Genomic DNA, 26,118 nt, shown 5'->3' on the forward strand with positions numbered 1-26,118 from the left:
CCCAAGGTGTAAAGGCTGGGTCTTACACCCTTACACCCCGCTCTCGCCCCAGCCCTCCGTCGCCGCCTCCAGCTCCGTGTCGTAGAGCACCCACACGCCGTCGTCCTCCCTCCTCGCGCGTATCGGGCTCCACTCGGCCTTCGCCGTCGTCCAGTTCTTCACGCCGGTGGCTGGCATCTTGCCGCCCTCGGCCTCGACAGCCTCCGCCACGCGCTCGGCGACCGCCTCGCGGGTCGGCCTCACGCCCTCGCGGGAGCACCGGTCGATGGCCTCCCGCATGGCGGCAACCTTCGCGGCGTGCCCCTTGGCGGCCCTCGCCTTGGTGGCCCTCGTGCCGCGCGCCTTCGCGTCGGCCAGGGCCTCCGGGCTCGTGTCCCCCTCGGCGAACAGGTCGGAGAGCGCGCCCGTGGCGTCCCGCACGTGGGCCGGGTGCTCGAACCACAGGTTCGCCGGCTCGAAGCGCGGGAACTCGCGCAGCGTGCCCTCCACCCGCCAGGCCGTCATGGCCCGCGCCCGCTCCCTGGCGGCGTGCACGGCCGCGAGGAGCGCGTCCTGGAGTCCCAGCGGGCGGCACAGCTCCTTGGCCGCCGCGACCATCTTGGCCTCGGCCACTTGGTCGTCCTGGGCCACCAGCCCCCGCCAGCCCTCCAGGCGCGGCTCGGCGTCCAGGAACCCGGCGCAGGCGCGGCAGGCGGCCGTCCCCTCGGCGGCGGCGCGGCACTCGTCGGTCAGATGCAGCTCGATCATGTCCAGCAGGGCGTCCGGGTCGCGCGCGAACACGCCCGAGCCGCTGGCGCGGTCCATCGACCGCTTGCCGCCCTGCAGGCCCTTGCTGTGGTGGTGGCAGTACACGACCGCGCAGCCCAGCGCGTCGGCCACCTTGTCGAACTGGTTGCAGAAGGCCGCCATCTGGTCGGCCGAGTTCTCGTCGCCGGTGATGACCTTGTAGATGGGGTCGATCACCACGCAGATCGGCCGCGTCCTGAGGGCGCGGCGTATGAGCGCCGGCGCCAGCTCGTCCATGGGCTTCGACTTGCCGCGCAGGTTCCACACGTCGATGTCGGCCACGTGGGCCGGCTCGGCCCCCATGGCCCGGTACACGTCGCGGAAGCGGTGCAGGCAGCTCGCGCGGTCGAGCTCCAGGTTGACGTAGAGAACCCGGCCGCGGGCCTCCACCGGGAAGCCCATCCAGGGCACGCCCTCGGCCAGCGCCACGCACAGCTCGATGAGCGCGTAGGACTTGCCGGCCTTCGACGGGCCGGCCAGCAGCATCTTGTGCCCCTGCCGGAGCACCCCGCCGATCAGCGGCGGCGAGAGCTCCGGCAGGTCGTCCCACACGTCGGCCAGGCTCTCGGGGTCGGGCAGGTCGTCGGTCTGGGCGTCGTACCACTCCCGCCACTCGGCCCACGACTCGCAGCCCAGGCGCAGCCCCATGAGCCACTGCCTGCGGCCGCCCCGCATGACGCCGGGCATCCGCGACAGGCGGCTCGGGTTCTTGTTCTGGGTGTCCACCGCCAGGCCGTTCTCGCGGCAGATGCGGTAGAGCTCGTCCACGCGCCGGCGGTACTCGTCGTAGTCCTTCGCGTCCACGCGCACCACGGCGTGGGCGCTCTTGCCGCCCGACGACACGAGCGCGGTCACCGGCAGCCTCAGCTCCCTGATGATGGCCACCTGCTTGCCCACGGGCAGCGAGTCGGACTCCACCAGCGCGTGCCTGAACTCGGCCACGTTGTCGTTGCGGACGCCCCCGCCGTCCAGCGGGTTGAAGCGGATCCACGCGCCCGCATCGGGGTTCGGCCGCCCGATGGCGCTGTCCAGATCGCCGCCGTACTTCTCCAGCGCCTCCAGCAGCTCCCCGGCGGTGCGGTCGTGCGGCCCCTTGCCGGACGGCACCCAGCGGCCGTCCTTGTCCCAGGCGTCGGTGACGTAGCCCACCACCTCGCCGGGCTCGAACACGGCCTCCAGGTAGGCGGCCAGGTCGCGCCACCCCTCCCATGCGGCCCCGGGCTCCTCGATCTCGGCGCCCTCCACCCACGTGGGGTCCACCACGCGGGGCTTGGCGGCGCCCGCGGCCGGCACGGAGGCGTCGTCCCACCCCAGCGCCTCGCCGAGGTCGCACGCCGGCTCCCAGCCCCGGTCGCGGGCGGCCTGCACCAGCGTGCCGCCGGTCACGGGGGCGCCGGCGGCGTTCGCGTCGGAGAACCCGTCCCACTTCCGCCGCAGCGTGCCCTTGTAGCGGGCCGCGTCGCGGGCGGCCCAGGAGTCCCACGCCTCGAAGGGCAGGCCCTCGTGCTTGAGGGCCATGCCGATCTCCACGAACTCCTGGTAAGCCAGGCCCGCCGGGTCTATCGACCCCAGCGCGTCCAGCAGCGCCTCCCTGTCCGTCATCTCATCGTCCTCTCACTCCTCGGCCCCCGATTCCCGCTCATATCTCTCGGGGTGCCGCCAATAGCGCCGCGAGCACAGCGGCGAGCAGAACACCGTGCGCTTGTCAACGGGGTCGTTGACGTGGACGAACGCCCCGCAGGTGCGGCAGCGCACCAGTTCGCACGTCAGGGGCTGCCCGTAGAAGCTCTGGGGCGGCTGCCCGGTCAGGGCCATGTGCGTCTCTGCCACGCAGTCCGAAAACTTGATGATGTACTCACTCACGGCCAGCCTCAAGCCACTCGCCCACGGTCCTGCACGGGATCCCGCACGCCTCGGCCACGGCCTTCTCAAGCCTCGCGCCCTCCGACTGCTCCCAGCCTTCGAGGAGGGCCACGCCGTCGTAAGAGAAGCCGCCAAACCGCCACCACGTCAGCTCGTTGATGCACGTGCGCATGGCCCGCTCGTGAGTCGCCGACGGCAGGACGATCTGGTGCGGGATGATGGCCGTATGGCCGGTATCGACTAGCGAACGCTGCGCCTCGCGAAACGCATCAAAGTTGCGGTTCTCGCGGCCCGTCACGGGGCCGCTTATGTAGATGTGCGCCATGGCTACTCGCCTCCCTTCTCGGGACAAAGCGCCGCGCAGCAATCGGGATGGTAGTCGGGGCAATCGGCGTCGAAGCGGCGGTGGCCGAACCTGATCTGCCCCATCCATGCGCGCGGCTCGACCTTTCTGAGGTGCGCCGGGTTGCATGCTGCGGCCGTGCAGCCGGTCGTGAAACAGACGAACACCCTGCCGTCTTCGGCCACAGATGCGACGCGCCCGTAGTCTCCATCGCCGAACTCGTTGATGTGCACTACGTAGTCGCCCTTGGTGAACTCGCTCATTTCACACCATCCTTGCGGGCATCCAGCTCGCGCTGGCGGCGGAGCAGGTCGATGGTCTTGGCGGTCTCGCAACCCGGGGCGTTGTATCGCTGTGCGGGCGTCTTGCCGTCGATCTTTACGGGGCAGTCTCCGCACAGCACGCCGACGCAGCCCCAGTACTCGACTACTTCTTTCCGCACATCAATGTCGATGCGCTCCTGGGTGTCGGGCGGGGTGTGGGTGAGCGCAGAGCATGAGACACAGGGCGACCACCTGTACTCGGAATATTCGACGTACGCCGTGGCGTTGTCTCTGTCCACGGACTTCACCGTTCCCTCGGTGCCGTCCAACAGGTACACCGTCTCGCCCTCCACGACGGGCAGCCCGTCGGCTCCCAGTACCTCGGGGGCGGGGCGCTTGACGCGCTGGCCGGGGCCGACCTCGCAGATGGTCTCGGGGGTCTCGTCGAGCAGGATTGCGGTGCCGTCCTCGCAAAACGCCATCTCACGCAGGATGGCCCCGCATTCGTCCGATCCGGCCACCTCTTCGCCGATCTGCACCGGCTCGCCGTCCTCGTAGCGCGGGCGCTGGATGAAGCAGCGTTCGAGCCACTCGCCGAAGCCCTCTCCCTCGCGGAATTCGGGCCATCCGTTGGCCTTGGCCCAGATGGCGGCTCCCTGGAGCAGGGACAGCTCGCGGGCCTGGGCCAGCTCGGCGTCGATCCTGTCGGCGAGGCGATACGCCCAGGATGCACAGCCTGTCGTAGCGCACGACTCGTCTCCCGTCATGACGAGATGGCACATAGAGCACGGGCTGCTGTCAGCTTCGCGCAGCAACTCCGATGCGGTCATGCCCTTGGAGTTTTTCTCGATCATAGGTTTCTCCTATATCGGGGGCCGCCCCCGGAGGGCGGCCCGTCGGTTGTCGTTTAGATCTGCAGCTGAGGCTGAGGCTGCGGCTGCCCCTCTTGGGGCGACCTCTTCGGCGGGACGTAGGTAGCAGGGTCCACGCCGCGTGGGGTTCGCCAGCCGTTCGAGCTGATGCGCGTGATCATCGCGCTGGCAGCCTCGAAGGGCCACTCCCCAACGCGGAGAAAGCCCCTGCCCTCCAGGAAGCGGATCTGCTTCGGGGTGGACAGCCCGGCCGCCTGGCGCTTCTTCAGCTTGTCAAGCAGCAGCGACGCCTTGCCGGCGCACTCGATGGAGTCCGGGAAGATGCCCCGCTTCTCCAGGGCCGCCAGCTGCGCCTCGCTCGCCGGCGCCATCTCCCACGCGAAGGAGGGGACGTAGCCGGCCAGGTCGGCCTCGCCGATGCTCACCTCGTACTGCAGCGGGTCCACCAGCTTGCGCCGGCGGGTGCGCATCTCCTTGAGCTCCTTCTGCAGGGACTCCTCGCGCTGGGCCACCACGTCGGCCGACGCGGCCCGCTCCACGTCCCCCAGCTCCGCCGGCGCCCCGGCCGCGGCCAGCCGCCCGGTCATGGCCTCGGCCACCTCGGGCGTGGAGGCCACCAGGTGGGCCGGCCGGCACAGGTCGTGGCGCTCGGTGTGCCACAGGAAGTCGAGCAGCAGCAGGTGGTCCTTGCCGGTCTCCGGCGAAAGGCGCGTGCCGCGCCCGACCATCTGCTGGTAGAGCCCGTTGGAGCGCGTGGGCCGCAGGACGATCACGCAGTCCACCGCCGGGCAGTCCCAGCCCTCGGTGAGCAGCATCGAGTTGCACAGCACCTGGTAGCGCCCGGCCTCGAAGTCGGCCAGCACCTCGGCGCGGTCCCCGCTCTCGCCGTTGACCTCGGCGGCGCGGAAGCCCCGCTGCTCCAGGATCGCGCGGAACTTCTTCGAGGTGGCCACGAGCGGCAGGAACACCACCGTGCGGCGACCCATGCAGCCCGCCGCGGCCATCTCGTCGGCGATCTGCCACAGGTACGGGTCGAGCGCGGTGCCGAGGTCCCCGGCCGAGAAGTCCCCGGCCGACTGGCGCACGGCCGACAGGTCGATGGACAGCGGCACCGTCTGCGCCCTGATGGGGCACAGGTAGCCGTCCCGGATGGCCTCGGGCAGCGTGTACTCGTAGGCCAGAGAGTCGAAGACCGTGCCCAGGTCGCGGCGGTCGGACCGGTCGGGCGTGGCGGTCACGCCCAGAACGTCGGCCCCGGGGAACCAGTCCAGCACCGCTCCGTAGCTGTCCGACACGGCGTGGTGCGCCTCGTCGATGACCACGGCGTCGAACCAGTCGTGGGGGAACCGCGCCAGGCGGCTCTCGCGCATCATCGACTGGACGGAGCCCACGGTCACGCGGAACCACTCGCCGGCCGACGTGCGCTCCGCCTTCTCCACCGAGCAGCCGAGCCCCGTGGCGGCCATGATCTTGTCGGCGGCCTGGTCCAGGAGCTCGCCCCGGTGCGCCAGCACGAGGACGCGGCCGCCGGCGTCCACCACCCGCTTGGCCACGTTGGCGAACACCACGGTCTTGCCGCAGCCGGTGGGCAGGACCAGCAGCGTGCGCCGCCGGCCCTGCTCCCACTCGTCCAGCACGGCATCGACCGCGGCGGCCTGGTAGGGCCGCAGGGCCATGCCGGCCACGCTACACGCTCCAGGACTGGTGCGGCGCGGCCGGCTGAGGCGGCAGGGGCATCGCCGTCTGCTGCGGCGCCTGCGGGGCCATGGCCTCGGCGATGCGAGGGTCCCCCGGCGCCAGGAACTCCTCGACCTCGTTGGCCTCGCCCTTCGAGCCGTCCTTCTTGGTGTACTCGCGCACCTTGAGCTTGAGGTAGCCGCCCTTGCCCTCAACCTCGTTCCACGCGACCCGCACGCTCCCGTCCTCGCTCTTCGGGAAGCCCAGGCTCTCGAAGAACCTGGCCACCCGCCACAGCACCTTGGTGTTGAGCATCAGCCGCTCGTGGACCGCGCCGGACGTCCCGTCGGGGCCGACCACCGAGAGCGTCAGGTGGGCTCGGGGACAGGGCGCCATCTTCGCCGACCCCTCGAACCGCTCCTTCTCGAACTTGTCCACCCCGAAGGCGTAGATGCCGGCGGGGAGCAGCTGGAATGCGCCGTCGCCGGACGCCTCCCCCATGTCCCAGTCCAGCGCCTCGCCGATGTTGGTCTCGTCTGCCATGTTGGCTCCTCTCTGCTAGTCGAACGGGACCGGCTCGGCGTCGGCCCGCATATTGTCGATGTGCTCCCTGAACGCCGGCCAGTTCGCGGCCACGAAGCCGTCCAGGTAGTCGGCAGGGTAGCTCTCCGCCGGGGTGTCGGCTGTGAAGTTCCCGAGCATGACCGAGGCGGCCATGACCTCCTCGCAGCTGTAGCCATCGGAGGCGCACAGCTGCGCCACGCGGTCCCACTGGGGCGGCATCTTGGCCGCGGCGGCCGCGGGACCGGTCCCCGCCGGGGCGACCGTGGGGCCGCCGGCCCCGCAGGTGATCGTCTGGCCGGGCCCGGCCGTCACGGGCGCCGATGCGGCGCTTGGCAACGGATTTTGCTGGCAAGCGGTCTTGGCAACGTTTTCTGTTGCCAAGACGCCCTGGCGCATGTCGGACACGTGGGGAGCGATGGCCTCGAACCCCAGCGGCGACTCGTCGGGCAGGCCCCAGCGGTTCTTCGCGTCCCAGCAGGGGTGGTGGCTGGCGTACATGACTCGCTTGCCGCCGCGGGCCTTGCCCTTGGCGCCGAAGCCCTCGCCCACCTTCTCCACGATGGTCTTGTAGGTGAGGAAGAGCACCGCGTCGGCCCACTCCTTGACGAGCGGGGCGGTCTTCTTCTGCAGCTTCAGCTCCCAGCGGTCGTAGGCCGCCGCCTCGTCGGGCTGCTCGAACTTCCGCATGGCCGCGTGGGCCGCGAGCACCACGTTCACGCCCGCCCCGGCCGCCTCGGTCAGCTTGTCCAGCAGCCGACCGAACTCCTCGGCAAGCTCGGTGTATCCCTTGCCGTAGCCCGGCGTCTCGATGGAGGCCCACCTGTTCTTCGCGCACAGGTGCTCGGCGCACAGGCGCTCGGCCCAGTCGGCGGTGTCGATCACGAGCGTGGCGCACGGGCGCTCGGCAGCCACGGCATCCACGGCCGACAGCAGCGCGGCCCACGACCTCGGGGCCTCGACGCGGGCGACGTCCATGTGGGCGCTGCCGCCCTCCACGTCGACGAACAGCGGGTCGGGGAACCGGGCGGCCAGCGTTGTCTTGCCGATTCCCTCGGGGCCGTACACGACCACCTTCTGCGCCTTGGGGACGATGCCCCGGGTGATGTTGAGCGCCATCTAGATCACCCACTTCCCGGTCGAGCCGTACTCCCGCAGGGCCTCCAGGCGCTCGGCGGTCGGCTCGTCCGGATCGGGCTCCGGCGCGGCCGCCGCCCCGGCCTCCGGCTCCTCGCCCCGGGCGTAGCTCGTGCCGTCCTCGATGATGATCTGGCAGGTGTCGTCGGACGCCACGCGGGTGCCGATGACCTGGAGCCCCTCGGAGGCGGCCCACTCGCCGAACTCTGCGAGCGTGCCCGGGTCCATCTGCTCCAGCTTGTCCACGAGCACGAAGCCGCACTCGGGCTTCACGGCGCGCGCGATGGCGGCGGACACCTTCAGCTGGTCGCTGCCGCTCATGCCGTCCCAGCGGCGCCCATTGTAGACGAGCTCGCCGGACTCCACCGACAGGCCCGGCAGGGGCAGGTCGGCGCCCTCCAGGAGAGCCATCTTCGCGGACCGGGCGGCCTCCACCGCCTCCGTCAGGGCGTCGTACTCGCACTTCAGCCCGTCGGCCTCCGCCAGCGCGTCGGCGCGCCGGCGGTTGTCGCGCACCTTGGCGTTCACGGCGTCGATCTCCGCGATGTCCGCCTCGATGGCGTCGGTGGCCTCGTCCACCAGCTGCTCCGCCGTCTTCGCGGCCAGGGCCGCGGTGTCGGACGCCTCCTGGAGATCCATCACCATCGCGTTGCGGCGGGACTCGAGGTCGGCCATCTGCTCGTCGATGCGCACGAGGTCGGCGGCCAGCGCCTCTGCCCTGCGCGACGCCTCGGCTGCCTCCATGCGCTTGCGCTGGTTCTCGGCGTTTCGGGCCAGGATGTCGGTCTGGCGCTGCACGAGGTCGGCGGCGCTCACCGGCTCGGCGGGCGCGTCGGGCCACATCTGCATCTCCTCGGCCAGGGCGCGCTTCTGGCGCTCCTGCTGGCCCACCAGGGTGCGCTTGTCGTAGGCGGCGCGCTCCTCGGCCTCCAGGCGGCACAGCTCCTCGCCCACGCCGATGACCTCCAGGAGCGTCCGCGCCTTCTCGGCGGCGCTCGACTCCATGAACTTCGGCAGGTCGAGCGCGAACTGTCCGACGAAGGAGTTCAGCAGCTGCTGGCCGCCCCGGCGGCCCTCCCGGTCGATGACCTTGAGCGCCGAGTTCCTCCCCGCCCGCTCCACTACCAGGCCGTTGGACAGCTCGACCCTCAGGCGCGGGTCGAGCACCGAGCCGTCGCGGTGCGGCTCGCTCGGGCGGTAGCGCTCGCCGCCGAGCGCCCAGGCTATGGCGTCCAGCACCGTGGTCTTGCCCTGGCCGTTGCGGCCGCCGATGACGGTGAGCCCGTCGGGCGCGGGCTCCAGGGCCACGGCTTTGACTCGCTTGACGTTCTCGGCCTCCAGGGCCGTGATCTTCACCTTGCTACTCATCCTCTTCCTCCTTATTTGCGAACTTCTCGATCGCCTCGGCGACCATGCCCTCCAGTTCGATCTCGTCCGGCGAGGGGCGGTACCCGAGCGACCGCATGACGCACCCGAGGGCCAGCCAGCTCTCGGCGTTTTTGCTGGGGCGCGGCTCGCCGTCCACGTAGTCGGTCCACAGCGGGTCGCATCCCAGCGTGACGAAGGCGCGCACGATGTGCCCGGTCTCCACAAGCCGGTCGGCCATGCCCTGCTCATTGAGCCACTGTCCCGTGCCGTAGTCGTATGGGTTCGGCGACGTGCCGTAAACTTCGCGGTGGGCCTCCACGATGGGCATCATGTCGGTCCAGAAGTCCTCGCGCTCGACCATCTGGCGTTGCAGCCACGCCGAGCGCGCGGCCAGGGCGTCGGCCATGAGCTTCTTCACCCGCTTGCTCTCGGCACGGCGCGCCGCCTTCTCCAGGTCATCGTCCGACTCCTCGGATGCCGGTCCGTAGAAGCGCACCTCCGGGCCGCCCCAGCTCTCTACGCATATCCAGCCCACCGTGCCGTCCGGCTGCCCCGCGAACACCTCTGCCACGCGATCGGCGTACGCGCAGGCGCGGTAGGAACGGCCCTCCCCGTTGGCCTCCTCGGCAGTATCGGCGAGCGGGACTCCGGCGGCTTTGCACGCCTCGCGCAGAGCGCCGACCTTCGCGGCCCTCTTGTTGGCCCCCTCGATCTCGCGGGCGACGGTGCGGAAGCCGCGCGACGAGTCGTCCTCGGGGGCGTCCAGCACCCTCTTGCGGTCGTCGGGGTCTTCGAACTCCTCGGCCGCCAGCAGGTGGTCGATGCTCAGCTGCTCGGTGCCCTCGCGGGCGACCTTGGCCACGCGGCGGGCGGTGCCGCGCTTGAGGCGCGCGGCCTTGTCCACCTCCTCGGGGGCCACGCCGACGGCGAGCATCTGCTGCACGCCGCGCGACAGCTCCGCGTCGGTCAGCCGCGCCTTGTCGTCGGTCGCCACCATGGCGGCCATGGCGTTGGCCTCGTCCATGGAGCACACGACGGCCGCGCAGGCGGACACCGCCTCGCGCTTGACCATGGCGCGCCAGCGGCGCTCTCCGTCCACGATGCGGTACATCTGGCCGCGCGCGCTCACGCCGTCGGGCACCACCGTGGGCGGGTTCACCGGCTCGAACGGGCGCACCGCGTTCATCTCGAAGGTGTCGGCGAGCGCGTCTAGGTCGCCGAAGTCCTTCCTGGGGTTGTTGGGGTCCGGCCACATGTTGGCCAGGGGTATTACCTGGAGCTCCATCTACTCCTCCTTGCTCGGTATCTCGTCGGTCACGGTCACGATGGCCCCCGGCGCCACGGCGTCGAAGTGCAGCCAGTGCTGGATGCCCACCACGCAGTCGGGGCCGTCGTCGGGCAGCACGCCGGCGGCCACCAGGCCGTCCAGCACCCACTTCTGGCCGGAGCCCGCCACGTTGTCCAGGTCGCGGCGCTTGTTCGGCTCGTACCAGTCGAAGATGACGACCACGGGCCCCTCGAAGCGCGGCATCATCTGGAGCCGCGCCAGGGACGCCACCCGGCGCTTCGCGGCGCGGGCCATGTCGTTGCCGGCGTGGGGGCTGCGCTGGATCGCGTCGCGCCAGTCGTTGAGCCCCTTCATGGTGCCGTCGATGACCAGGGTCGCGATCATGGGAGCACCACCGCCTGGTAGACCAGCCCGCACAGCGCGGGCAGGCCCAGGAACGCGGCCGCGAGGGCGGAGCCCAGGGCCGCGTCTGCTACAATCTTGTCGGCCGCTTCGCGGTCCGACACTGTGGGGCGCGGCAGTCCGGCAAGACATTCGAGCCGCGCCTCCTTCCTCGTTCTGGGCATCAGGGTGCCTCCTTCCCTATCGCGTAGTCCGCTATCGCGGCCACGCGTATCAGCTTCTTCTTCCCCGACGGTATGTAGGGGATGTGGTCGATCGGGGAGTTCGCCCACTCCCTCATCATGTGCTCGGACACGCCCGCGATGCGGGCGGCCTCCTCGATGCTCACATAGAGCGCCGGCGACCGGGTGACCGCCTTCACGGCTACTCGCCGCCCTCGATGACGGCCAGCGCGTCGGCCAGGGCGTTGGCGCGGACGCCGTTGCCGCTCTCGCGGGCGGCGTCGCGCATCTTGCGGATGAGCGCCAGGGCCCTCGGGGCGATGCGGGCCGCCGGCTCGCCCGCGGGCAGGCCGCGCGGCCCGTCCGCGGGCGGCTCCTCGGGAGCGCCCTCCCCCTCCTCGCGCCGCACGAAGCCCGCCGGCGCGTCCAGGGTCTCGGCGCAGTCCACCTCGCCGGCGGCGTGCAGGCGCCGCATCGACGGGAACACCTCGCAGAACAGCCACTCGCCAGCGGCCGTGCGCTCCTCGGCGTACCTCTTGGCGGGCGAGGCGACCACGCGCCACACGTCGGCCTCGCCGAGCGCCCGCATGGTCTGGGAGCCGAACTCGCCGCCCACGGGCACGTAGGTCGGGGGCTCGGCGCAGTAGTAGCGCATGGTGCCGTTGTTGGCGGTGTAGCCGCACAGGGCGGCCAGGTCGCGGAAGAGCACCATCGGCTCCCCCTCGACCATGACGGCGCGCACGCTGGCGCCGTCGCGCTTGAACGTCTTGATGTCCATAGGGTCTTTCCTTTCTCCTTGGAATGGGGCCCCCGCCGGGAATCGAACCCGGACGCCCGGCTTAGGAGGCCGGCGCTCTGTCCGTTGAGCCACGGGGGCGGTTCTCCTTCCGGGGTCGCTTTTCCGGCCAGCGTTCCCGGCAGTCGGCCATTCGGTTGTCAAGGTGCGGGGCCGCGGGCCCCTAGCGGGGCGGCACGCGCCCGGAGAGCTCGTCCAGGCCCATGCCGAAGAACTCGGCCAGCGTCAGCGCGTTCTCGAAGCTCATGCCGCTCTTGCCGCGCTCGTAGCCGGCCAGCGTGGTCTGCGCGATGCCGGTGGCCTCGGCCAGCTCGGCCTGCGTCAGCCCCCGGCGCGCCCGCTCCGCGCGGATCGTCGCCCCCACGTGGACTGCGTCCATCATTCGCCATCACCTCCCCTCCGCTTCTCCGCGAGCTTCCAGCCCACGCAGACGCCGCAGCACAGGAGACTCATCGCCATGAACGGCGTGGCCGCTATGGCGTTTCCCGTCGCCAATAAGGCGTACATGGCCGCTATGCTCGACCACCAGATGACCTGGAAAAGAACACCCATCGCCTACTCCGCCTCCCCGCAGAACTCCGCCTCTAGCTCGGCCGCGATCTCGGCGGCAAGGGCCGCCGCCCCGTCCGCGGCGAAGTCGAGGCCCCGCTCCCAGGCGTACACCTCTCGGCCAACCTCGTCGCGGATGTGCAGCTTCGACACGTTGCCGCCCCCGGGGAATCGATCCGTGGGGATGCCGAAAACACTGGGCAGGTCGTACACCTTGGCGTCGAAGGCGTGGCCCTCGTCCGTGCTGCCGCTCACCCAGCCCATCGTGTCGCGTCTCCCGATCTCCATGGCCCAGCTCCTTCCTAGTCGCGGAACCGGATACCCCGCGCTGCGGCGGCCTGGTAGAATCACCTCGGAAGGAGGTGATAGAAAATGTCGGACAAGTACTTGGACTACGCCATCCAACTCGCCGCCGGCGCGCTCGCCGGCGGGAAGGTCGATCGCCCCGAGGAGGCGGTGGACTTCGCCGAGGACTGTTACAAGCACCTGGCGCGCCTCGGCGAGAGGTTGGAGGATCTGGAGCAGATGCACCGGGCCAACGGGATCTAGCTCCTCCACGCTCTCACCAGATCGGCCAGGGCGCTCACCATGCTCGCCCTGACCGCCTGGTACTTCTCCCTCTTCAGGGCCTCGGCAATAAGTTCGGCAGTCTGCACCGTCGCCTCGCAGAGGGCTTGGCGCACCGCCATCTCGTCTTGCGTGATCATCGCTTCTTCGCTTGCGTCTTTTTCCATATGCGGCTCCCTTCCGGTCGCCGCAGCGCGGGGTATTCGGTTCTCAAGGTGTCGTGTTTTTAATTCGTTCCGAACTAAAAACAAGGCATATATTAGTCATTCTGAACTACTTGTCAACGATTTTTTGAAAAATATCTTGCCTATTTTGTTCAGTGTGAATAAAATTTCGCTACGAAAGGAGGGAGGCATGAAAACGCAGCTCCAACGAATTAGGAAAGAAAAAGGTTTCAAGAGCGCGAAGGCGTTTGCTGAACACATTGGAATGAGCAAGAACACCTACACCAACTACGAGCAAGGAACGAGGCCTCTAACCCTTGAACTAGCCTGGGAGTTCGCCGACGCGCTGGAGTGCACGCTGGACGAGCTGGCGGGCCGCGAGTGGCCAGCCCCCGTCTTCTCAGACCCCGGCCAGGCCGCCCTGAACGGATACTGGGAGTCGATGAACGACGACGGCCGCGATGCCCTGGTGCACACGGCTAGGCTTATGAGCGGGTCTCCGGACACGCGTATCGAAAAAGATAGGCCCGCACATGATGGAGTACCGGCCGAGGTGGAGAGGAGCGCGTAGGTGAGAATGGAGGGAAAGAGGATCAGCTTTTGGGAGAGGGCGGCTGACTGCAAGCCCCTGATGGCCGTCGGCTCCGTGTGCAGCATCGTAGGCCTGCCGTTCTCCGCTCTCTCCTTGTCAGGCGTCCAGATGCCGGGGCTGCTCGATGCCGTCGGGCGAGCGTCGTTTGTCTGGCTGCCCATCCTCACGCTCGCCACAGGCTTCCTGATCGGCTGGAACTCGCGCAGGTACCAGATGGCCAAAGACAACATCACCGCCGAGCGCATCGCGGAGCTGAAAGCGGAGAACGAAGAACTGGCCGCCAGGAACAAGAGACTCGCCAAGCGGCCTTCGGGGGAGCAGTTCGATTTTCTCCAGGCGCGGCTTAAAAAGTACGAGGACAAAAGGAGAAGGATCGAGCGGACGATCGACGGAATGAGCCCGGCGTGCGCCGCGTTGCTGTCGCGGCTCTACGACGCGGGGGAGGCCATCGACCGCCGCGACCCCTGGGTTCCCCGCATAGACCATGCCGCCCCGTGTCTCATCGCCCGCGGGCTGGTCGTCGAGAGGGACGACAAGCTCGTCCTCGACGCCGATGCGGAGGAGTACATCAGGGACACGCCGGGCCTGGCGGAGAAGCTAGCCGAGACGGCCGTCGACTGCCTCAGCGAGGACATCGAGATGCAGAGCCTGTTCGGCGACATCGATGCGGAAAACGCCCTCAGGGAGCAGGCGTCGGCCGATATCGAGGCCCTGCGGTCGGAGCCCTACTGGCAGAAGGTCATGCTCGCGTGTCTGCGGGACAAGGGGAGGGTGCTGCTGTTCCACGACCCCGCCGTCTCGACCGACCAGCTGGGCACCTTCGCCGAGGGGCGCTCGGAGGCCATGGGGCGCCTCGTGACGCTCGTCACCGTGGGCGCGGCGGGCACGAGGGTGGAACTCTCGGACGAGGGGTCCTACGTCGTCGAAACGTGCCCCGAGCTGCTCCGGGACACCGACTGGAGGACGTTCGCCCCCATAGACCGCGAGTTCGCGGACGACCCTGCCTGCAGCCCGTTCACCGTCACGTGCCAGGGCATGCAGTGGATGGTCAACGTGGATCTGTAGCGAGAAAGAAGGCCCCGCCCGATCTTTGGCGAGACGGGGGCGGGGCCGCAAGGTGAATACCATCCGACAAGCGGAAGGCGGGGTGAATTGTACCATGACCGTGACCGAGCGGGCGCTGGCGGACGGCACGATCGTCTACGACGTGCGCGAGTACGTGGGCTTCACGCGCGAGGGGAAGCCGGACCGCACCTGCGTGACGTGCCGCACGCGCGCGGAGGCCAAGGTGGAGCAGGCCAAGCTGATAGCGATGCGCGACGGGATGCGCAACCGGTCGGGCCGCTGCACCTTCGGCCAGTACGTGGACCGCGTGTTCTGGCCCGCCTGCGCCGGCCTGGAGGCGTCCAGCCGCGCCACCTACGAGCGCGAGCTGCGGCTGCGGCTGATACCGGCCTTCGAGAACGTGGACATCCGCGACATAGACCGCCCGCGCATCCAGCGCATGGTGGACGGCTGCGCCACCGAGAGCGTGGCCCGCAAGGCCGTGGGGCTGCTGAAGACCGTCCTGAACGAGGCGAAGGGCGACGGCCTCATCCTGTCGAACCCCGCCGAGGCGCGGTTCCGGATGCCGCCGCCGGGCCGCAGGCGCGACAACGGCGTCGTGATCACCACGTTCCAGGCCATGTCGCCGCTCCTCGCGGCCGTGGAGGACTACGGCGAGGACTCGGTCATGAAGGTGGCCTTCCTGGGCCTCCTGATGGGCCTCAGGCCCGAGGAGCGCTACGGCATGGACGACGCCGACGTTGACGCCGCCGCCGGCACGGTGCTGGTGCGCCAGGCGTACACGCCCTCCTCGGCGGCCGAGGGCGGCAACAACCTGAAGGGCACCAAGACCGAGCGGGGCACGCGCCTGCTGCCCATGACCGGCCCCCTCCTGCAGAGGCTGCCGCTGCTGGACCGCAACCCCGGCGGTCCCTTCGTCCTCGGGGCGGCGGGCGGCCGCATATCGCCGTCGACGGCGCAGCACCGGTGGGCCCGCTTCCTGCGCTGGTGCTCGGAAACCGGGCGGGACGTGCCGCCCGTCACCATCGAGAACATGCGCCACAGCTTCGCGACGAGCTATCTGCACGCCGGCGGCTCGGTGGCCGACCTGTCGGTGATCCTCGGCCACGCGGACATCAACACCACCCTGAGGCGCTACGTGAGGCCCGGAGGGGCCGACGTGGCCCGCGGCATGGGGGCCGTGCCCTCGATCTGAAGCACTCCCCCGCCGCCCTGTCAAGCGACGCGCCCTGGGTGTCCCGTTTTCGGTCAGATTATTGGCTGTTTATTGGCTAAAGTTGTGAGAAGCTGCGAGAAATCCCAGGTCGTTTACAGCCAATAAATAGCCAATTTCACAATTCCTACATATTTCAAAAACGAAGAAAAAGCCCCTCTGACCAGGCAGGTTTCCGGTCAGAGGGGCCGATTTTCGTTGGTGGAGCCGCGGAGAATCGAACTCCGGTCCATACTAAATCGTCCACGAGGCTCTACAAGCTTAGTTGGCGATCGGAGTTCGGAGCGGATCGGTTCGCCAACCAACGTGGCCGCTCCTAGTCGGTTCTCTCTTTTCCCGGGCCATACCGGCTACGTGCCCGGGAGCATTCCCCTGAAGTTGACGCCTTGGCCGGTTCGGGGAAACACCGGCCTCGGCGATCACCAGGTTGCTGTTAGGCAGCCATGGCGGCCGGCATGTAGTAGCCGGTCTTAGCAGTGTTTTTGCCAATTAACTTGACGTTACCCCTGTTTAACGTGGCGAGGAGACCACGACCTGCTCCTCGTTTCGGACTTACCATGTCGAAACCAGTCGGCCCCAATAAGGGTATCGATTCATTGTAGCCGCCCCGGCCCCGCTGTCAAGGGCGCAAACGATCGCCCCTAGGCCGCGGCCACGCACAGCAGCTCGGCGCCGCCCAGGTCGTAGTCGTCCATGCACGCGCTGCGCCGAGCCGGCTCCTCGTAGGTGCACCAGTAGTAGGTGCGCGTCGCCGCCGAGAAGCCATCGGAGAACAGGGTGTACTCGTAGCGGCCGTCGGTCATCTTCGCGCCGCCCTTGCACATGGAGGCGCCCTCCAGTGTGCGGAACAGGCGCGTCACGTTGGCGTCCTCCCCTTCCTCAACCGGGTAGTTCGCATTCAGGAAGGCGACCCGCACAAACCGGCTGGCCGGGTCGTAGCCGCCGGGGAAACCCACCATGCCGGCACCGGTGCCGAAGGCCTTCAAGGTGTCGCGGGTCCAGGTGACCGGCTCGGGATGCTCGCAGCTCACGTGCATATAGTTGCGCACGTTCTCGGCATGCCAGGGGAAGGGCGGCTGGTTGGTCAGCACGTCCAAACCGTTGTCGTAGACGTGCATGCCGTCAGCCTCGCACTCGATGACGAGGGACTCGGTGCCGTCGCCCACGATCCAGTGCAGGGGAGACACGGCCCACAGGTCGTTCACGGCCTTGTTCACGATGGTGACGTTGCCCAGAGCCGCGCGCACCTCGGCCACGGTGGAGAACTGCGAGGCGATCCACAGCGGCACCTCGTAGGCGGCCAGGTTCACCGTACCTTCCACGGGCTCGGGGGCGAACACCGCGTAGCCGGGGAAGTTCAGCCCCGCCACGGCCAGGCCCGCCTCGTTGGCGCAGTCGAAGTACAAAGGCGCCCCGGCCTCGATGATGGCCATGCCGATGCAGGCGTACTTCGGGCAGATGGTGCCCAGAAACGGCGACGGGATGCGGGCAGCGCGCGGCGTGATGACCACGCCCTCCCCGTAGTGCTCGCACCAATCCAGGTTGCGGCCGAAATACAGATTGCCCTTGCTGTCAGCGAAGCGAACGCCCGTACACATGATGATCTCCTAACGACGAAACGGGAGCGACCGGTCCGATCGCTCCCGTTCATAGTAGGGGCCGCGTCGCGCCCTGCACGGGCCGCGCGCCCCTTGGTTGCCGTTTTGACAGCGCCGCGTCGCCGTTACTTCTTTTTCTTCAGGAAGCTGAAAGAGTCGGCGATCTCGTCAAAGGTGTCCTTCAACTCGGAGGCCACGGCCACGCCGTCCTTGTAGATGGCGTTCACGTCTTTGGTGGCCGCGGCCACGCCCTCGCGGCTGATGCCCAAGTCGAACTCGTCGCCATCGGAGGTGCGCTCCACGCGCACGCCGTCGTCGTCATTGTCCTCGTCGACGTAATAGTATTCCTGCTCGTTGCCGTCCTCATCGAGCAGCACGAATCCGATCTCGTTGTCGAACTCGTCCACGATGACCGCGTACACGTCGCCGTCCTCGATCTCCATCTCGATGACCTCGCTCTCCTCCGCGGGAACCTCCTCGATGTGATAGCCCTCGGAGTGCAGGATGTCGGCGTCTTCCTCGTCCCGCACGGCGCGCTCGACTTCGTCTTCGTCCCAACCGTCGTAGTCCGCCTCGTTGTCGGTCATGAAGCTGTCGTAGGCGTGCTCCACATCGCTTTCCGCCGCGTCTTCGCCGAAGATCTCGTCCTCGTCGCTCTCCACGTCCTCAAGCTCGGTTTCCTGGTCGGTCCACTCGGCATCGGTCTCGCCGAGCTCTTCCACACTCTCCAGCTCTTCGTCCAGGCCCATGGTGGCACTCCTTTTATCGTGTCCGTCCTTCAGGGCCGCCGCAGCGACCGCCCTTCTATGATGCCATCCCACCGCCCGACGCGCCCAGGCGGTGCGGTTTCGTTTCCCTAACGTGAACGCTCTTTCATGACGCGGTCGATCTCGCGCTTGGCATCGCGCTCCTTCATGCTCGCCCGCTTGTCGTAGAGCTTCTTGCCCCGGGCCAGGGCCAGTTCCACCTTCACCCGACCGTCGGCGTTGAAGTACAGCTTCAAGGGTACGATGGCCAGACCCTTCTCGGCTACCTTCGCGTCCAGATAGCGGATCTGCTTCTTGTGCAGCAAGAGTCGCCGCTTGCGATCGGGGTCGGGATTGAAGATGCTGCCGTTGGCGTAGGGCGGGATGTGCACGTTGTTCAGCCACACCTCTCCACCGCGGATCAGCGCGAAGCAGTCGGTGAGCTGGCAATGGTTGTCGCGCAGCGAGCGCACCTCGGTGCCCGTCAGCTCGATGCCCGCCTCGTAGGTCTCCAAGATCTCGTAGTCGTGGAAGGCCCGGCGGTTCTTCGCGATGGTCTTCTCGTCGCGCTTGGGCACGATGCTACTCCTCCCCCGCCGCCTCGGCGTCCGCCTCGCCGCCGACGATCGCGCCGCCCATGCCCGGCACGAAGCTGGCCTCGGCGGTCAGATCGAGGGCGAAGCGGGTGATGAGGCGCACCGTGGCATCCAGATCGGCCAGGCAAACCACCTCGGTGGGCGTGTGCATGTAGCGCAGCGGCACCGAGATGAGACCCGTGGGAATGCCGGAGCGTGTCACCTGGATGGCCCGGGCGTCGGTGCCGGTCACGGAGGGCTCGGCCTCCAACTGGTAAGGAATGCCCTCAGCCTTGGCCGCGGCCACCAGGCGCTCGAACACCACCGGGTTGATGTTCGGGCCGCGGGCGATGACCGGGCCCGCCCCGCAGACGATGTTCCCGTACTTGGTCTTGTCGATACCCGGGTAGTCGGTGGCGTGGGTCACGTCGAAGGCCAGCGCCACGTCGGGGTTCCAGGCATGGGCAGCCGTCATGGCGCCGCGGGTACCGATCTCCTCCTGGGTGGTGGCCACGGCGATGAAGTCGCCCGCCGCGCGACCGGCCCCGGCCAGCTTCTCCATGACGCGGCAGGCCACCCATACGCCGCACTTGTCGTCGAAGCACTTGGAGACGGCCATGCCGTCGCCGAAGCGCTCGAAGCCCACGCCGAAGGTGATCGGATCGCCCACGGACACGAGCTTCTTCACGCGCTTGGGCTTGAGCCCCAAATCGATCACGAGGCCCGAAAGAGGCGTGACGCTCTTGCGCTCGTCAGGCTCGATGAGGTGGATGGGCTTGCGGCCCACGATGCCGCGCAGCACGCCGCTTTCCGTGTGCACGTCCACGCGCATGCCGGGCAGAATGGCCGCGTCCACGCCACCGAGGGCGGCGACGGAAAGGAAGCCGTCGTCGGAGATGTAGGTGACCATGAGGCCGATCTCATCCATATGGGCCGCCAGCATCAGCGTCGGCGCCTCGCGGTCGGTGCCCTCGAGCACCGCGCTCACCGAGCCCATGGTGTCGGTGGACACCTCGTCGGCCACGCCCCCCAGCCGCTCGCGCACCAGGGCGGCGGCCGGCTCCTCGAACCCGGTGGGGGACGGGGTCTCCAGCAGCTGCTTCAAGAACTTCACGTGCTTCTTCTTCATGGCGGTACTCCCGTTCGCTTTCTACCAGTAGCCCTTCGAGTGCTTGCGCTTGCGCTCCGGCTTCGGGGGCCGGAAGTCCAGGGCCAGCTGGCCGTCGGTGATCTTCTCTTGTTTCTCGGCCGGAGCCGCAGCCTTGCGCTCCACCTTCTCGATGGTCCACGACACCGCCGTGGCGCCGAACAGCTCCAGCATCTTCAGCCGTGCATCGTGGGCATTGGCCTTCGTGCCCGCCCGCGCGTCGCTCTCGAACTCGAACAGCCCCCGCTCCCGTTCGTAGGAGCCCTTGGGTGATTGGTAATGAGCGATGTAGGTTTGCATAGACCAGCCAATTCCTCTCAAAAAGGCCAGCAACGCGAAGCTGCTGGCCTGAGATTTCTGGAGCCGGTGACAGGAATCGAACCCGCAACCCACTGATTACAAATCAGTTGCTCTACCGTTGAGCCACACCGGCAAGGCAAAAGGCACCGTGCCTCTCGCATCCGCATATTGTACGCCAAGGAGAAGATTTAGGGAAGCCGTCTCGCCACCCGGCGCAGCGCTCCCGTAGGGGCGGCCTTCAGCCTGCCCGCAACCACGGCCGCTCTCCCTGGGGAGCACCCGCCAGGACTACTCCTTGGCTCCCCACTGCTCGTAGTAGGCATCGATGGCCGCCGCGATGTCGTCGTCGATGACCACGCGGCCGGCCACCTCGTGGTTGTGCAGGCATTCCTTCACCTCGGCCATGGACACGATGGAGGCCACCGGGAATCCGTACTTCGCCTCGATCTCCTTCTGGGCCGTGGTCACGCCGCCCTTCCCCACTTCCATGCGGTTCAGAGACACGATGAGCCCGCGCACGTCCACGTCGGCGGCGGCCTGCAGGATGGGGTAGGTCTCGTCGATGGACTTGCCCGAAGTGGTCACGTCCTCCACCATGATGACGCGATCGCCGTCATGCAGCTCGGCGCCGAGCAGGTTGCCCGCATCGGCCCCGTGGTCCTTCACTTCCTTGCGGTTGCAGCAGTACTTCACTTCCTTGCCGTAGAGCTCCTGCAGCGCCATGGCGGTGACCACGGCCAGGGGGATGCCCTTGTAGGCCGGCCCGAACACCACGTCGAAGTCGAGCCCGAAGTTGTCGTTGATGGCCTGGGCGTAGTACAGGCCCAGACGGTGCAGCTGCTCGCCGGTCACATAGGCGCCCGCGTTCATGAAGAACGGCGACTTGCGTCCGCTCTTCAACGTGAAGTCGCCGAACTTCAGCACGTCGCTTTGAACCATGAACTCGATGAACTCGCGCTTGTAAGCCTCCATGGCCATCCTTTCGCTCCGGGGACCCTCTCATTTTCCATGGCCACCATGATACCCGATTCGACAGAGGGTGCGACCGCGCGGCGACAGTTTCGCGGTTAGTTGACACCCGAACATATATTCGGTTATTATAGCGTACATCCATTCGGGCGAACGGGTGTGCTTGCTTAGAAGCGACCGCAGGGAAGGAGGCCGGGCCGTGAACGTTATCGAGAAGCTGGAAGTGCTGGCCGATGCGGCGAAGTACGATGTGGCCTGCACTTCCTCCGGCGTGCAGCGTTCGGGGAAGAAGGGGCAGCTGGGCGCGGCGCACCAGGCGGGCTGCTGCCATTCCTTCACGCCCGACGGACGCTGCGTCACGCTGCTGAAGGTGCTCATGACCAACGCCTGTGTCTACGACTGCGCCTACTGCGTGAACCGCGCCAGCAACGCCACGGTCCCGCGCACGGCCTTCACCCCGCGGGAACTGGCCGACCTTACCATCGGGTTCTACCGTCGCAACTACATCGAGGGGCTCTTCCTCTCCTCGGGGGTGGCCGGCTGCCCCGACCGCACTACCGAGCTCATGGTGCAGGCCCTGCGCATCCTGCGGGAAGAATACGGCTTTCGCGGCTACATCCACACCAAGACCATCCCCGGCACGTCCCTGGAACTCATCGACGAGCTGGGCCGCCTGTCCGATCGCCTCTCGGTGAACCTGGAATTGCCGAGCAAGCAGAGCCTGGGGCTTCTGGCCCCCAACAAGTCGCGCCACTCCATCCTAACCCCCATGCGCCACATCTTCGAGTCGGTGGCCGAAGATAAGGAATCCCGCGCCCTCTCCCAGCGCCGCACTACGGTGTACCGGGAGAAGAGGATGGCCCGCAAGACGCGGGCCTTCGCCCCGGCGGGCCAGTCCACCCAGATGATCATCGGCGCCACCCCGGAAAGCGACTACCAGATACTGAACCTGTCGGCGGCGCTCTACACCCAGCTGTCCTTGAAGCGCGTGTTCTTCAGCGCCTATCTGCCCGTGGTGGCCGACCCGCTCCTGCCCGCCACCGATGCCGTGCAGCTGAACCGCGAGCACCGCCTGTACCAGGCCGATTGGCTTCTGCGCTACTACGGCTTCAACGTGAGCGAGATCATCGACGAGGAGAACCCCTTCCTCGCCCCCGATGTGGACCCGAAGGCCAACTGGGCCTTAAACCACCTGGATTTCTTCCCCGTGGAGGTGAATACCGCGCCCCTCGAGGCGCTGCTGCGCGTGCCCGGCATCGGCGTGCGCGGGGCGCGGCTCATCCTGCGGGCCCGACGCCAGTCCACCCTGGGCGAGGCGGAGCTGCGCCGCCTCGGCATCGCCTACAAGCGCGCCCGCTACTTCATCACCATGAACGGCGCCTACGGAGGCTCCGGCATCGACTTCTCCCGCGATGCGCTGCACGCGCGCCTCTCCGCTCCCATCGAGGGCGGCCGCCACGGGCGCCGAGCAGACCGGGCCGTGCAGGGCCAAATGAGCCTCTTCGAGGCGGTGGACGCGCCGCCGGTGCTGCCCGAGACGAGCCCCGCCAACCGTGCCGCCCTCGATGTCGCCTTCGAGGCCCAGCGCCGCGCTCTGGCCCAGGGGGCGCTGGCCCGGGCGATGGCCGACGGCGCTGGGGGCGAGCGGCGGATGGCCCTCAACGCAGAAGCGCCCCGCACCAGAGATGAAAGCCCGCTGCACGAGAACGCCCCGCACGATAATGATGCCCGCGAGCCACTGCTCTCCGTAGCCTAGGAGAGCGTCGTGCACCGCGCAAACGCTACCGCGCCCGCAAGCCCCGCCCTGGTCGGCGCATACCCGGCCGGAGCGGACACGTCCCCCTCCGAGGCGGGCAGCCCCCACCACCTTCCCCTCCCAGCCGTCCCATCGGCGGCTTCTGACGGCATCTACGACGAGGTGGCCTACGCCTACGACGGCACCTTGGAAGGACTGCTCTCGGCCATCTTCGCCGCCTACGAGCGCCACGAGAACCCGACCGATGTGGCACCTGCAGAACGGCTGCAGCCGCGCCTGGGCCAGCGCGTCGCGACCATCTCCACCGATATGACCCACGCTACCCGGGTGCTGCGCGGACTGCGGCGAGCCTGCGGCTGGCGGGCGGCCCATGCCGTGAAGCAGGCCAGCTGCTCCGACGAGCCCGATGCGGGCACGGCCGTCTACCGCTTCGTGCGCTATGCCATGGACGAGCAGAAGCGCCGCAACTGCGAGCACTGCCGCAAGCGATCGTCCTGCCCTGGGCGCAGCGGTGCGGGCCCCTGCCCCAAGATGCGGGGCCGCGCCCTCTCAGACATCACCCATCCGGCCGTGGAACGGCTCTTCCGCATCTCCCGCTCCATCAGCCAGGAATGCGAGCACCTGCGCCAGTTCGTCCGTTTCCAACACCTGCAGGGCGAGAGCGTGGGCGACGACACCGGCACCGAAGTGTGGTTCGCCCGGGTGAACCCCAAGGCCTCGGTGGTACCGCTGGTCATGGACCACTTCGTGGAGCGGCTCGGCGTGCAGCCCTTCATCATCTACGACGAGGTGCACGAGTTGGCCGGCGTCTACGACGGAGGCGACTGGCACCTCGTGGCCACCGCCGGCCAAGGCGATCTCGCCCAGGCCCTCCCCGATCCTACGGCCGACGAGGCCCTCTTCAGCGAGGCCTGGCGCACCTTCTACCGTTCGGTATCGGTGGACGCCCGCTACCACCCCGAGCTGCGCCGCCAGTTCATGCCCAAGCGCTTCTGGAAGAACCTCACCGAGCTTCAGGAGAGCCCCGCTGCCCTGCGCACGGCCCGGTCTTAGCCCCGCTCGTCTTCTCTGGAACCGACGCCCCCAGGGCGACCCTCGTTTCGCGCCCCCTACAGGCTGAACAGCAGCTCGCTCGCCGGAGCCGTCAGCTTACCGGGCACCGGGCGCTCGCACTCGTAGGCCAGTCCCACGGCCGGCCCCACGTGCACGCCGATCACGGGACTCACGGGCAGCACGTCCACGGCCCGCCCCACCACCGGCTCGATAGCCTCGCGGGCCCACGCCACCGCTGGAGACGCCGACCCGATATAGTGCACCACCACGCGCTTGAGACCACAGATCCCGATGTCCTCCCTGAACACGTCCACCATGCGCGCCAGCGTCTTCTTCCACGTGCGCACCTTGGCCAGGGTGGTAGTCTCCCAATCGGCCACGGTCAGCACCGGGGAGATCTGCAGCAAGCCGCCGAGCAGGGCCGAAGCGCCGCCGATGCGGCCGCCCGCCTTCAGGAACGCCAGGCTCTCCGGGGCGAAGATAAACCGCGATGCCGCCACGGCATCGGTGGCCGCCGCCGCGCAGCCCTCCAAATCGGCACCATTATCGCGGGCATCGGCGGCATCCAGCACCGCGAACATCTCATCGCCGCAGTTCGACGTGGAATCGACCAGCGTGCAGCGGAACTGCTCGTAGCGCTCCTTACAGGCCCGGGCGCTGCGCACGGCGCTCTCGAAGGTGCCCGACATCTTCGACGACAGGAAGATGCCCAGCACTTCATCGCGTGCCTCGGCCGCCCGATCGAAGATCGCCTCCAGCGCGTGCAGAGACGGTTGGCTCGAGGTCGGCGGTTGCTCGATCATGTCATAGATATCCTCGTAGAACGCATCCACGTCCATGTCGGTCTCACGGTACTCGCGACCATCGCGGTTCACATACAGCGACACCACTTCGATATCGCGCTCGCGCACCACATCAGCGGGAATCGAGGCCACAGAATCGGTGACGATCTTGATCACGGGGGTCTCCTTTCGAAGAGACGGGCCGATGCGCGCCCCTACGGGGCCCGCGCGCTTTCACCGCTTCATCCTACACTATTGGGCCCGAGCCGCCCGCCACAGCGAGGGAAGTTTACAGCCCTGTGAAGTCGAAGGCGGGGATGAAGCTCTCCTCGGCCGCACCGCCCTCCTGCCAGAAGTAGTCCGACACCCCCAGCTCGTCAGCGAAGTCCAGCAGCGCCTCGTACTCCTCGTCGGGCACCGTGTTGCCCAGCTCGGGGCATGCCGCCAGCGCCGAGGCGGCCCGGGCGCTGCCCGCTTCGGCCTCGCGGGCGAGCACCGGCGTGTACTGGTTCATGAGCGAGAGGCGGACGGCGTCGCCGAAGCGCTCGTGCAGAAGGCGCACCACGGCCTTCGAGTTCTCTAGCGCCCCGGGCAGCATCAGATGGCGCACCACCACACCGCCGATCAGACGCTCCTGGCCGCGGTACTCGTCGTAGGCGCAGGGCCCCACCGCCCGCACCATGGCTTCAAGGGCAGCCAGGGCCACCTCGGGGTAATCCGCTGCCGACGAATAGCGCCGGGCCATATCGCCGTCGGCGTACTTGAAGTCGGTGAGATAGGCGTCCACGCACCCCGCGTTCGCCTCCACGGCGGCCACGGTCTCGTACCCGCTCGTGTTCCACAGCACCGGCAGACGCATCCCCGTCGCCCGCGCGAGTCCCACCGCCGCGCGAATCTGCGGCGCGTAGTGCGTGGGCGTCACGCAGTTGATGTTCAGGGCGCCCGCCGCCTCCAACTCCCCCATGATGGCGGCCAGCCGATCGACGGTGATCTCGCGCCCCACCTCCCCGTGGGCGATGCCGTAGTTCTGGCAGTACACGCAGCCCAGCGGGCAGTGAGCGAAGAAGATCGTACCGCTGCCGTCCTCGCCGGAAATCGGCGGCTCCTCCCAGAAGTGCAGGGCCGCCCGCGATACCAGCAGGCGCCCGTCGGCCCCGCACGCCCCGCGCTTGCCCGCCGCCCGATCCGCCCCGCAGGCGCGGGGGCACTCACGGCAGTCGCGCGGCAGAAGGCGAGCGGCCGAATTCAATTCTTGCATCCCAAACCCCCCGATTTGCGCAACAAACGCCGCAATGTAGACATCTGCCCCTTCCTTTTACTGCCTTTCGGATCAATCACGTCGTGACTGGGCACTGTAGCACCTGATCACGGTTTGCCGAAGAAAACTTTTTACCTGACCCTTCGAGCGAAGGAGTCTACCTACCGAAGTTTACTGCGCAAAACGACGACTTAACGATGCGGACAGCCGAATCAAGGCACCCCACCTGCCCACCGCTCGCCTCTCCGCAGCAAGCGGCAGGGCCGG

General features: G+C 68.2%; 31 protein-coding genes, 2 tRNA genes and 1 other RNA gene. 6 read left to right on the forward strand and 28 right to left on the reverse strand.

What is annotated here, in order from left to right; translation table 11 throughout:
- Positions 1-30 precede the first annotated feature (30 nt).
- The 17 genes from G503_RS14530 to G503_RS0108925 form a co-directional block, all read right to left on the reverse strand.
- A complete protein-coding gene (locus G503_RS14530) occupies positions 31-2,388 on the reverse strand; it encodes an AAA family ATPase (protein ID WP_051191083.1) in 2,358 nt (785 codons plus the stop codon).
- Between the two features lie 12 nt (positions 2,389-2,400).
- Positions 2,401-2,649 carry a hypothetical protein gene (locus tag G503_RS14535; protein WP_035022596.1) on the reverse strand — a complete coding sequence of 83 codons (249 nt, stop codon included), beginning with the start codon at positions 2,647-2,649 and terminating at the stop codon, positions 2,401-2,403.
- Positions 2,642-2,974: a DUF4406 domain-containing protein gene (locus tag G503_RS14540; protein WP_051191084.1), complete on the reverse strand. Its 333-nt coding sequence runs from the start codon at positions 2,972-2,974 to the stop codon at positions 2,642-2,644. Before G503_RS14540 ends, G503_RS14535 begins: the two co-directional genes overlap by 8 nt.
- A gap of 2 nt (positions 2,975-2,976) precedes the next feature.
- Complete coding sequence (locus G503_RS16510; protein WP_028027300.1) at positions 2,977-3,255, reverse strand: hypothetical protein; 279 nt, start codon at positions 3,253-3,255, stop codon at positions 2,977-2,979.
- Positions 3,252-4,109 carry a hypothetical protein gene (locus G503_RS0108860; RefSeq protein ID WP_028027301.1) on the reverse strand — a complete coding sequence of 286 codons (858 nt, stop codon included), beginning with the start codon at positions 4,107-4,109 and terminating at the stop codon, positions 3,252-3,254. The genes G503_RS16510 and G503_RS0108860 overlap by 4 nt, the downstream gene beginning before the upstream one ends.
- 53 nt (positions 4,110-4,162) lie before the next feature.
- Positions 4,163-5,803 carry a DEAD/DEAH box helicase gene (locus tag G503_RS14545; protein WP_051191092.1) on the reverse strand — a complete coding sequence of 547 codons (1,641 nt, stop codon included), beginning with the start codon at positions 5,801-5,803 and terminating at the stop codon, positions 4,163-4,165.
- A 10-nt stretch (positions 5,804-5,813) separates the two neighbouring features.
- Positions 5,814-6,347 (reverse strand): hypothetical protein, encoded by a 534-nt coding sequence (locus G503_RS14550; protein ID WP_051191085.1) that lies wholly within the window; start codon positions 6,345-6,347, stop codon positions 5,814-5,816.
- A gap of 15 nt (positions 6,348-6,362) precedes the next feature.
- Positions 6,363-7,484 carry an ATP-binding protein gene (locus tag G503_RS0108875; RefSeq protein WP_028027302.1) on the reverse strand — a complete coding sequence of 374 codons (1,122 nt, stop codon included), beginning with the start codon at positions 7,482-7,484 and terminating at the stop codon, positions 6,363-6,365.
- Positions 7,485-8,870 carry an AAA family ATPase gene (locus G503_RS14555; protein ID WP_051191086.1) on the reverse strand — a complete coding sequence of 462 codons (1,386 nt, stop codon included), beginning with the start codon at positions 8,868-8,870 and terminating at the stop codon, positions 7,485-7,487.
- The gene (locus tag G503_RS0108885; protein ID WP_028027303.1) at positions 8,863-10,155 is read right to left on the reverse strand and encodes a ParB/RepB/Spo0J family partition protein; all 1,293 of its coding nucleotides are present in this window, start codon (positions 10,153-10,155) and stop codon (positions 8,863-8,865) included. The genes G503_RS14555 and G503_RS0108885 overlap by 8 nt, the downstream gene beginning before the upstream one ends.
- On the reverse strand, positions 10,156-10,542 hold the full coding sequence (locus G503_RS14560) for a RusA family crossover junction endodeoxyribonuclease (protein ID WP_035022599.1): 387 nt from the start codon (positions 10,540-10,542) through the stop codon (positions 10,156-10,158). It abuts the gene before it with no gap.
- Positions 10,539-10,724, reverse strand: a complete 186-nt coding sequence (locus G503_RS0108895; RefSeq protein WP_028027304.1) for a hypothetical protein — start codon at positions 10,722-10,724, stop codon at positions 10,539-10,541. Before G503_RS0108895 ends, G503_RS14560 begins: the two co-directional genes overlap by 4 nt.
- Entirely contained in the window at positions 10,724-10,921 is a 198-nt protein-coding gene (locus G503_RS0108900; RefSeq protein ID WP_028027305.1) for a helix-turn-helix domain-containing protein, read from the reverse strand. The genes G503_RS0108895 and G503_RS0108900 overlap by 1 nt, the downstream gene beginning before the upstream one ends.
- A gap of 2 nt (positions 10,922-10,923) precedes the next feature.
- Positions 10,924-11,499 carry a hypothetical protein gene (locus tag G503_RS0108905; protein WP_028027306.1) on the reverse strand — a complete coding sequence of 192 codons (576 nt, stop codon included), beginning with the start codon at positions 11,497-11,499 and terminating at the stop codon, positions 10,924-10,926.
- Between the two features lie 24 nt (positions 11,500-11,523).
- Positions 11,524-11,598, reverse strand: a tRNA-Arg gene (locus tag G503_RS0108910).
- Positions 11,599-11,680: 82 nt separating this feature from the next.
- Positions 11,681-11,899, reverse strand: coding sequence for a helix-turn-helix transcriptional regulator (locus G503_RS14565; RefSeq protein ID WP_035022602.1), 219 nt, complete (start codon positions 11,897-11,899; stop codon positions 11,681-11,683).
- Positions 11,900-12,072: 173 nt separating this feature from the next.
- On the reverse strand, positions 12,073-12,354 hold the full coding sequence (locus tag G503_RS0108925) for a DUF7678 domain-containing protein (protein ID WP_028027307.1): 282 nt from the start codon (positions 12,352-12,354) through the stop codon (positions 12,073-12,075).
- An 84-nt stretch (positions 12,355-12,438) separates the two neighbouring features.
- On the opposite strand from G503_RS0108925, the gene G503_RS16380 reads away from it, so the two are divergent.
- Positions 12,439-12,615 (forward strand): hypothetical protein, encoded by a 177-nt coding sequence (locus G503_RS16380; RefSeq protein ID WP_156891983.1) that lies wholly within the window; start codon positions 12,439-12,441, stop codon positions 12,613-12,615.
- On the opposite strand, the gene G503_RS16515 is transcribed toward G503_RS16380, so the two are convergent.
- On the reverse strand, positions 12,612-12,800 hold the full coding sequence (locus G503_RS16515) for a hypothetical protein (protein WP_028027308.1): 189 nt from the start codon (positions 12,798-12,800) through the stop codon (positions 12,612-12,614). The genes G503_RS16380 and G503_RS16515 overlap by 4 nt on opposite strands.
- Before the next feature lie 187 nt (positions 12,801-12,987).
- On the opposite strand from G503_RS16515, the gene G503_RS16520 reads away from it, so the two are divergent.
- From G503_RS16520 to G503_RS0108950, 3 genes are all read left to right on the forward strand, one after another.
- Entirely contained in the window at positions 12,988-13,368 is a 381-nt protein-coding gene (locus G503_RS16520; RefSeq protein ID WP_035022605.1) for a helix-turn-helix domain-containing protein, read from the forward strand.
- Positions 13,369-14,454, forward strand: a complete 1,086-nt coding sequence (locus G503_RS0108945) for a hypothetical protein (RefSeq protein WP_028027309.1) — start codon at positions 13,369-13,371, stop codon at positions 14,452-14,454.
- An 82-nt stretch (positions 14,455-14,536) separates the two neighbouring features.
- The gene (locus G503_RS0108950) at positions 14,537-15,649 is read left to right on the forward strand and encodes a site-specific integrase (RefSeq protein ID WP_156891984.1); all 1,113 of its coding nucleotides are present in this window, start codon (positions 14,537-14,539) and stop codon (positions 15,647-15,649) included.
- A gap of 217 nt (positions 15,650-15,866) precedes the next feature.
- Here G503_RS0108950 and ssrA read toward each other — a convergent pair.
- The 8 genes from ssrA to pyrE all read right to left on the reverse strand — a co-directional run bounded on the left by ssrA (position 15,867) and on the right by pyrE (position 21,005).
- Positions 15,867-16,245, reverse strand: a transfer-messenger RNA (tmRNA) gene (gene ssrA / locus G503_RS16040).
- 63 nt (positions 16,246-16,308) lie between these two features.
- Positions 16,309-17,265, reverse strand: a complete 957-nt coding sequence (bsh, locus tag G503_RS0108955) for a choloylglycine hydrolase (RefSeq protein WP_028027311.1) — start codon at positions 17,263-17,265, stop codon at positions 16,309-16,311.
- Positions 17,266-17,390: 125 nt separating this feature from the next.
- Positions 17,391-18,014 (reverse strand): hypothetical protein, encoded by a 624-nt coding sequence (locus tag G503_RS0108960; RefSeq protein WP_028027312.1) that lies wholly within the window; start codon positions 18,012-18,014, stop codon positions 17,391-17,393.
- A 107-nt stretch (positions 18,015-18,121) separates the two neighbouring features.
- Positions 18,122-18,589, reverse strand: a complete 468-nt coding sequence (gene smpB / locus G503_RS0108965) for an SsrA-binding protein SmpB (protein ID WP_028027313.1) — start codon at positions 18,587-18,589, stop codon at positions 18,122-18,124.
- A 4-nt stretch (positions 18,590-18,593) separates the two neighbouring features.
- The gene (locus tag G503_RS0108970; RefSeq protein ID WP_028027314.1) at positions 18,594-19,715 is read right to left on the reverse strand and encodes a M42 family metallopeptidase; all 1,122 of its coding nucleotides are present in this window, start codon (positions 19,713-19,715) and stop codon (positions 18,594-18,596) included.
- Positions 19,716-19,736: 21 nt separating this feature from the next.
- Complete coding sequence (locus G503_RS0108975; protein WP_028027315.1) at positions 19,737-20,033, reverse strand: hypothetical protein; 297 nt, start codon at positions 20,031-20,033, stop codon at positions 19,737-19,739.
- Between the two features lie 58 nt (positions 20,034-20,091).
- Positions 20,092-20,166, reverse strand: a tRNA-Thr gene (locus G503_RS0108980).
- Positions 20,167-20,321: 155 nt separating this feature from the next.
- Positions 20,322-21,005 (reverse strand): orotate phosphoribosyltransferase, encoded by a 684-nt coding sequence (gene pyrE / locus G503_RS0108985; protein WP_028027316.1) that lies wholly within the window; start codon positions 21,003-21,005, stop codon positions 20,322-20,324.
- A gap of 196 nt (positions 21,006-21,201) precedes the next feature.
- Between pyrE and G503_RS14575 the strand changes: the two genes are divergently transcribed.
- The gene (locus G503_RS14575) at positions 21,202-22,758 is read left to right on the forward strand and encodes a putative DNA modification/repair radical SAM protein (RefSeq protein ID WP_084636471.1); all 1,557 of its coding nucleotides are present in this window, start codon (positions 21,202-21,204) and stop codon (positions 22,756-22,758) included.
- 9 nt (positions 22,759-22,767) lie between these two features.
- A complete protein-coding gene (locus tag G503_RS0108995) occupies positions 22,768-23,811 on the forward strand; it encodes a TIGR03915 family putative DNA repair protein (protein ID WP_235715534.1) in 1,044 nt (347 codons plus the stop codon).
- Between the two features lie 56 nt (positions 23,812-23,867).
- Here the strand turns inward: G503_RS0108995 and G503_RS0109000 are convergent, their stop codons facing one another.
- On the reverse strand, positions 23,868-24,770 hold the full coding sequence (locus G503_RS0109000) for a DegV family protein (RefSeq protein WP_028027318.1): 903 nt from the start codon (positions 24,768-24,770) through the stop codon (positions 23,868-23,870).
- A gap of 112 nt (positions 24,771-24,882) precedes the next feature.
- Positions 24,883-25,851, reverse strand: coding sequence for a radical SAM protein (locus G503_RS0109005; RefSeq protein WP_051191087.1), 969 nt, complete (start codon positions 25,849-25,851; stop codon positions 24,883-24,885).
- Positions 25,852-26,118 lie beyond the last annotated feature (267 nt).

Source organism: Adlercreutzia mucosicola DSM 19490 (genome assembly GCF_000422625.1).
Classification (GTDB): Bacteria; Actinomycetota; Coriobacteriia; order Coriobacteriales; family Eggerthellaceae; genus Adlercreutzia; species Adlercreutzia mucosicola.

What these genes read in the sequence shown, in the direction of transcription:
- G503_RS14530 (WP_051191083.1), bottom strand. Translation starts at nt 2,388, where the DNA reads ATGACGGACAGGGAGGCGCTGCTGGACGCGCTGGGGTCGATAGACCCG.
- G503_RS14540 (WP_051191084.1), bottom strand. Translation starts at nt 2,974, where the DNA reads ATGGCGCACATCTACATAAGCGGCCCCGTGACGGGCCGCGAGAACCGC.
- G503_RS16510 (WP_028027300.1), bottom strand. Translation starts at nt 3,255, where the DNA reads ATGAGCGAGTTCACCAAGGGCGACTACGTAGTGCACATCAACGAGTTC.
- G503_RS0108860 (WP_028027301.1), bottom strand. Translation starts at nt 4,109, where the DNA reads ATGATCGAGAAAAACTCCAAGGGCATGACCGCATCGGAGTTGCTGCGC.
- G503_RS14545 (WP_051191092.1), bottom strand. Translation starts at nt 5,803, where the DNA reads ATGGCCCTGCGGCCCTACCAGGCCGCCGCGGTCGATGCCGTGCTGGAC.
- G503_RS14550 (WP_051191085.1), bottom strand. Translation starts at nt 6,347, where the DNA reads ATGGCAGACGAGACCAACATCGGCGAGGCGCTGGACTGGGACATGGGG.
- G503_RS0108875 (WP_028027302.1), bottom strand. Translation starts at nt 7,484, where the DNA reads ATGGCGCTCAACATCACCCGGGGCATCGTCCCCAAGGCGCAGAAGGTG.
- G503_RS14555 (WP_051191086.1), bottom strand. Translation starts at nt 8,870, where the DNA reads ATGAGTAGCAAGGTGAAGATCACGGCCCTGGAGGCCGAGAACGTCAAG.
- G503_RS0108885 (WP_028027303.1), bottom strand. Translation starts at nt 10,155, where the DNA reads ATGGAGCTCCAGGTAATACCCCTGGCCAACATGTGGCCGGACCCCAAC.
- G503_RS14560 (WP_035022599.1), bottom strand. Translation starts at nt 10,542, where the DNA reads ATGATCGCGACCCTGGTCATCGACGGCACCATGAAGGGGCTCAACGAC.
- G503_RS0108895 (WP_028027304.1), bottom strand. Translation starts at nt 10,724, where the DNA reads ATGCCCAGAACGAGGAAGGAGGCGCGGCTCGAATGTCTTGCCGGACTG.
- G503_RS0108905 (WP_028027306.1), bottom strand. Translation starts at nt 11,499, where the DNA reads ATGGACATCAAGACGTTCAAGCGCGACGGCGCCAGCGTGCGCGCCGTC.
- G503_RS14565 (WP_035022602.1), bottom strand. Translation starts at nt 11,899, where the DNA reads ATGATGGACGCAGTCCACGTGGGGGCGACGATCCGCGCGGAGCGGGCG.
- G503_RS0108925 (WP_028027307.1), bottom strand. Translation starts at nt 12,354, where the DNA reads ATGGAGATCGGGAGACGCGACACGATGGGCTGGGTGAGCGGCAGCACG.
- G503_RS16380 (WP_156891983.1), top strand. Translation starts at nt 12,439, where the DNA reads ATGTCGGACAAGTACTTGGACTACGCCATCCAACTCGCCGCCGGCGCG.
- G503_RS16515 (WP_028027308.1), bottom strand. Translation starts at nt 12,800, where the DNA reads ATGGAAAAAGACGCAAGCGAAGAAGCGATGATCACGCAAGACGAGATG.
- G503_RS16520 (WP_035022605.1), top strand. Translation starts at nt 12,988, where the DNA reads ATGAAAACGCAGCTCCAACGAATTAGGAAAGAAAAAGGTTTCAAGAGC.
- bsh (WP_028027311.1), bottom strand. Translation starts at nt 17,265, where the DNA reads ATGTGTACGGGCGTTCGCTTCGCTGACAGCAAGGGCAATCTGTATTTC.
- G503_RS0108960 (WP_028027312.1), bottom strand. Translation starts at nt 18,014, where the DNA reads ATGGGCCTGGACGAAGAGCTGGAGAGTGTGGAAGAGCTCGGCGAGACC.
- G503_RS0108970 (WP_028027314.1), bottom strand. Translation starts at nt 19,715, where the DNA reads ATGAAGAAGAAGCACGTGAAGTTCTTGAAGCAGCTGCTGGAGACCCCG.
- G503_RS0108975 (WP_028027315.1), bottom strand. Translation starts at nt 20,033, where the DNA reads ATGCAAACCTACATCGCTCATTACCAATCACCCAAGGGCTCCTACGAA.
- pyrE (WP_028027316.1), bottom strand. Translation starts at nt 21,005, where the DNA reads ATGGAGGCTTACAAGCGCGAGTTCATCGAGTTCATGGTTCAAAGCGAC.
- G503_RS0109005 (WP_051191087.1), bottom strand. Translation starts at nt 25,851, where the DNA reads ATGCAAGAATTGAATTCGGCCGCTCGCCTTCTGCCGCGCGACTGCCGT.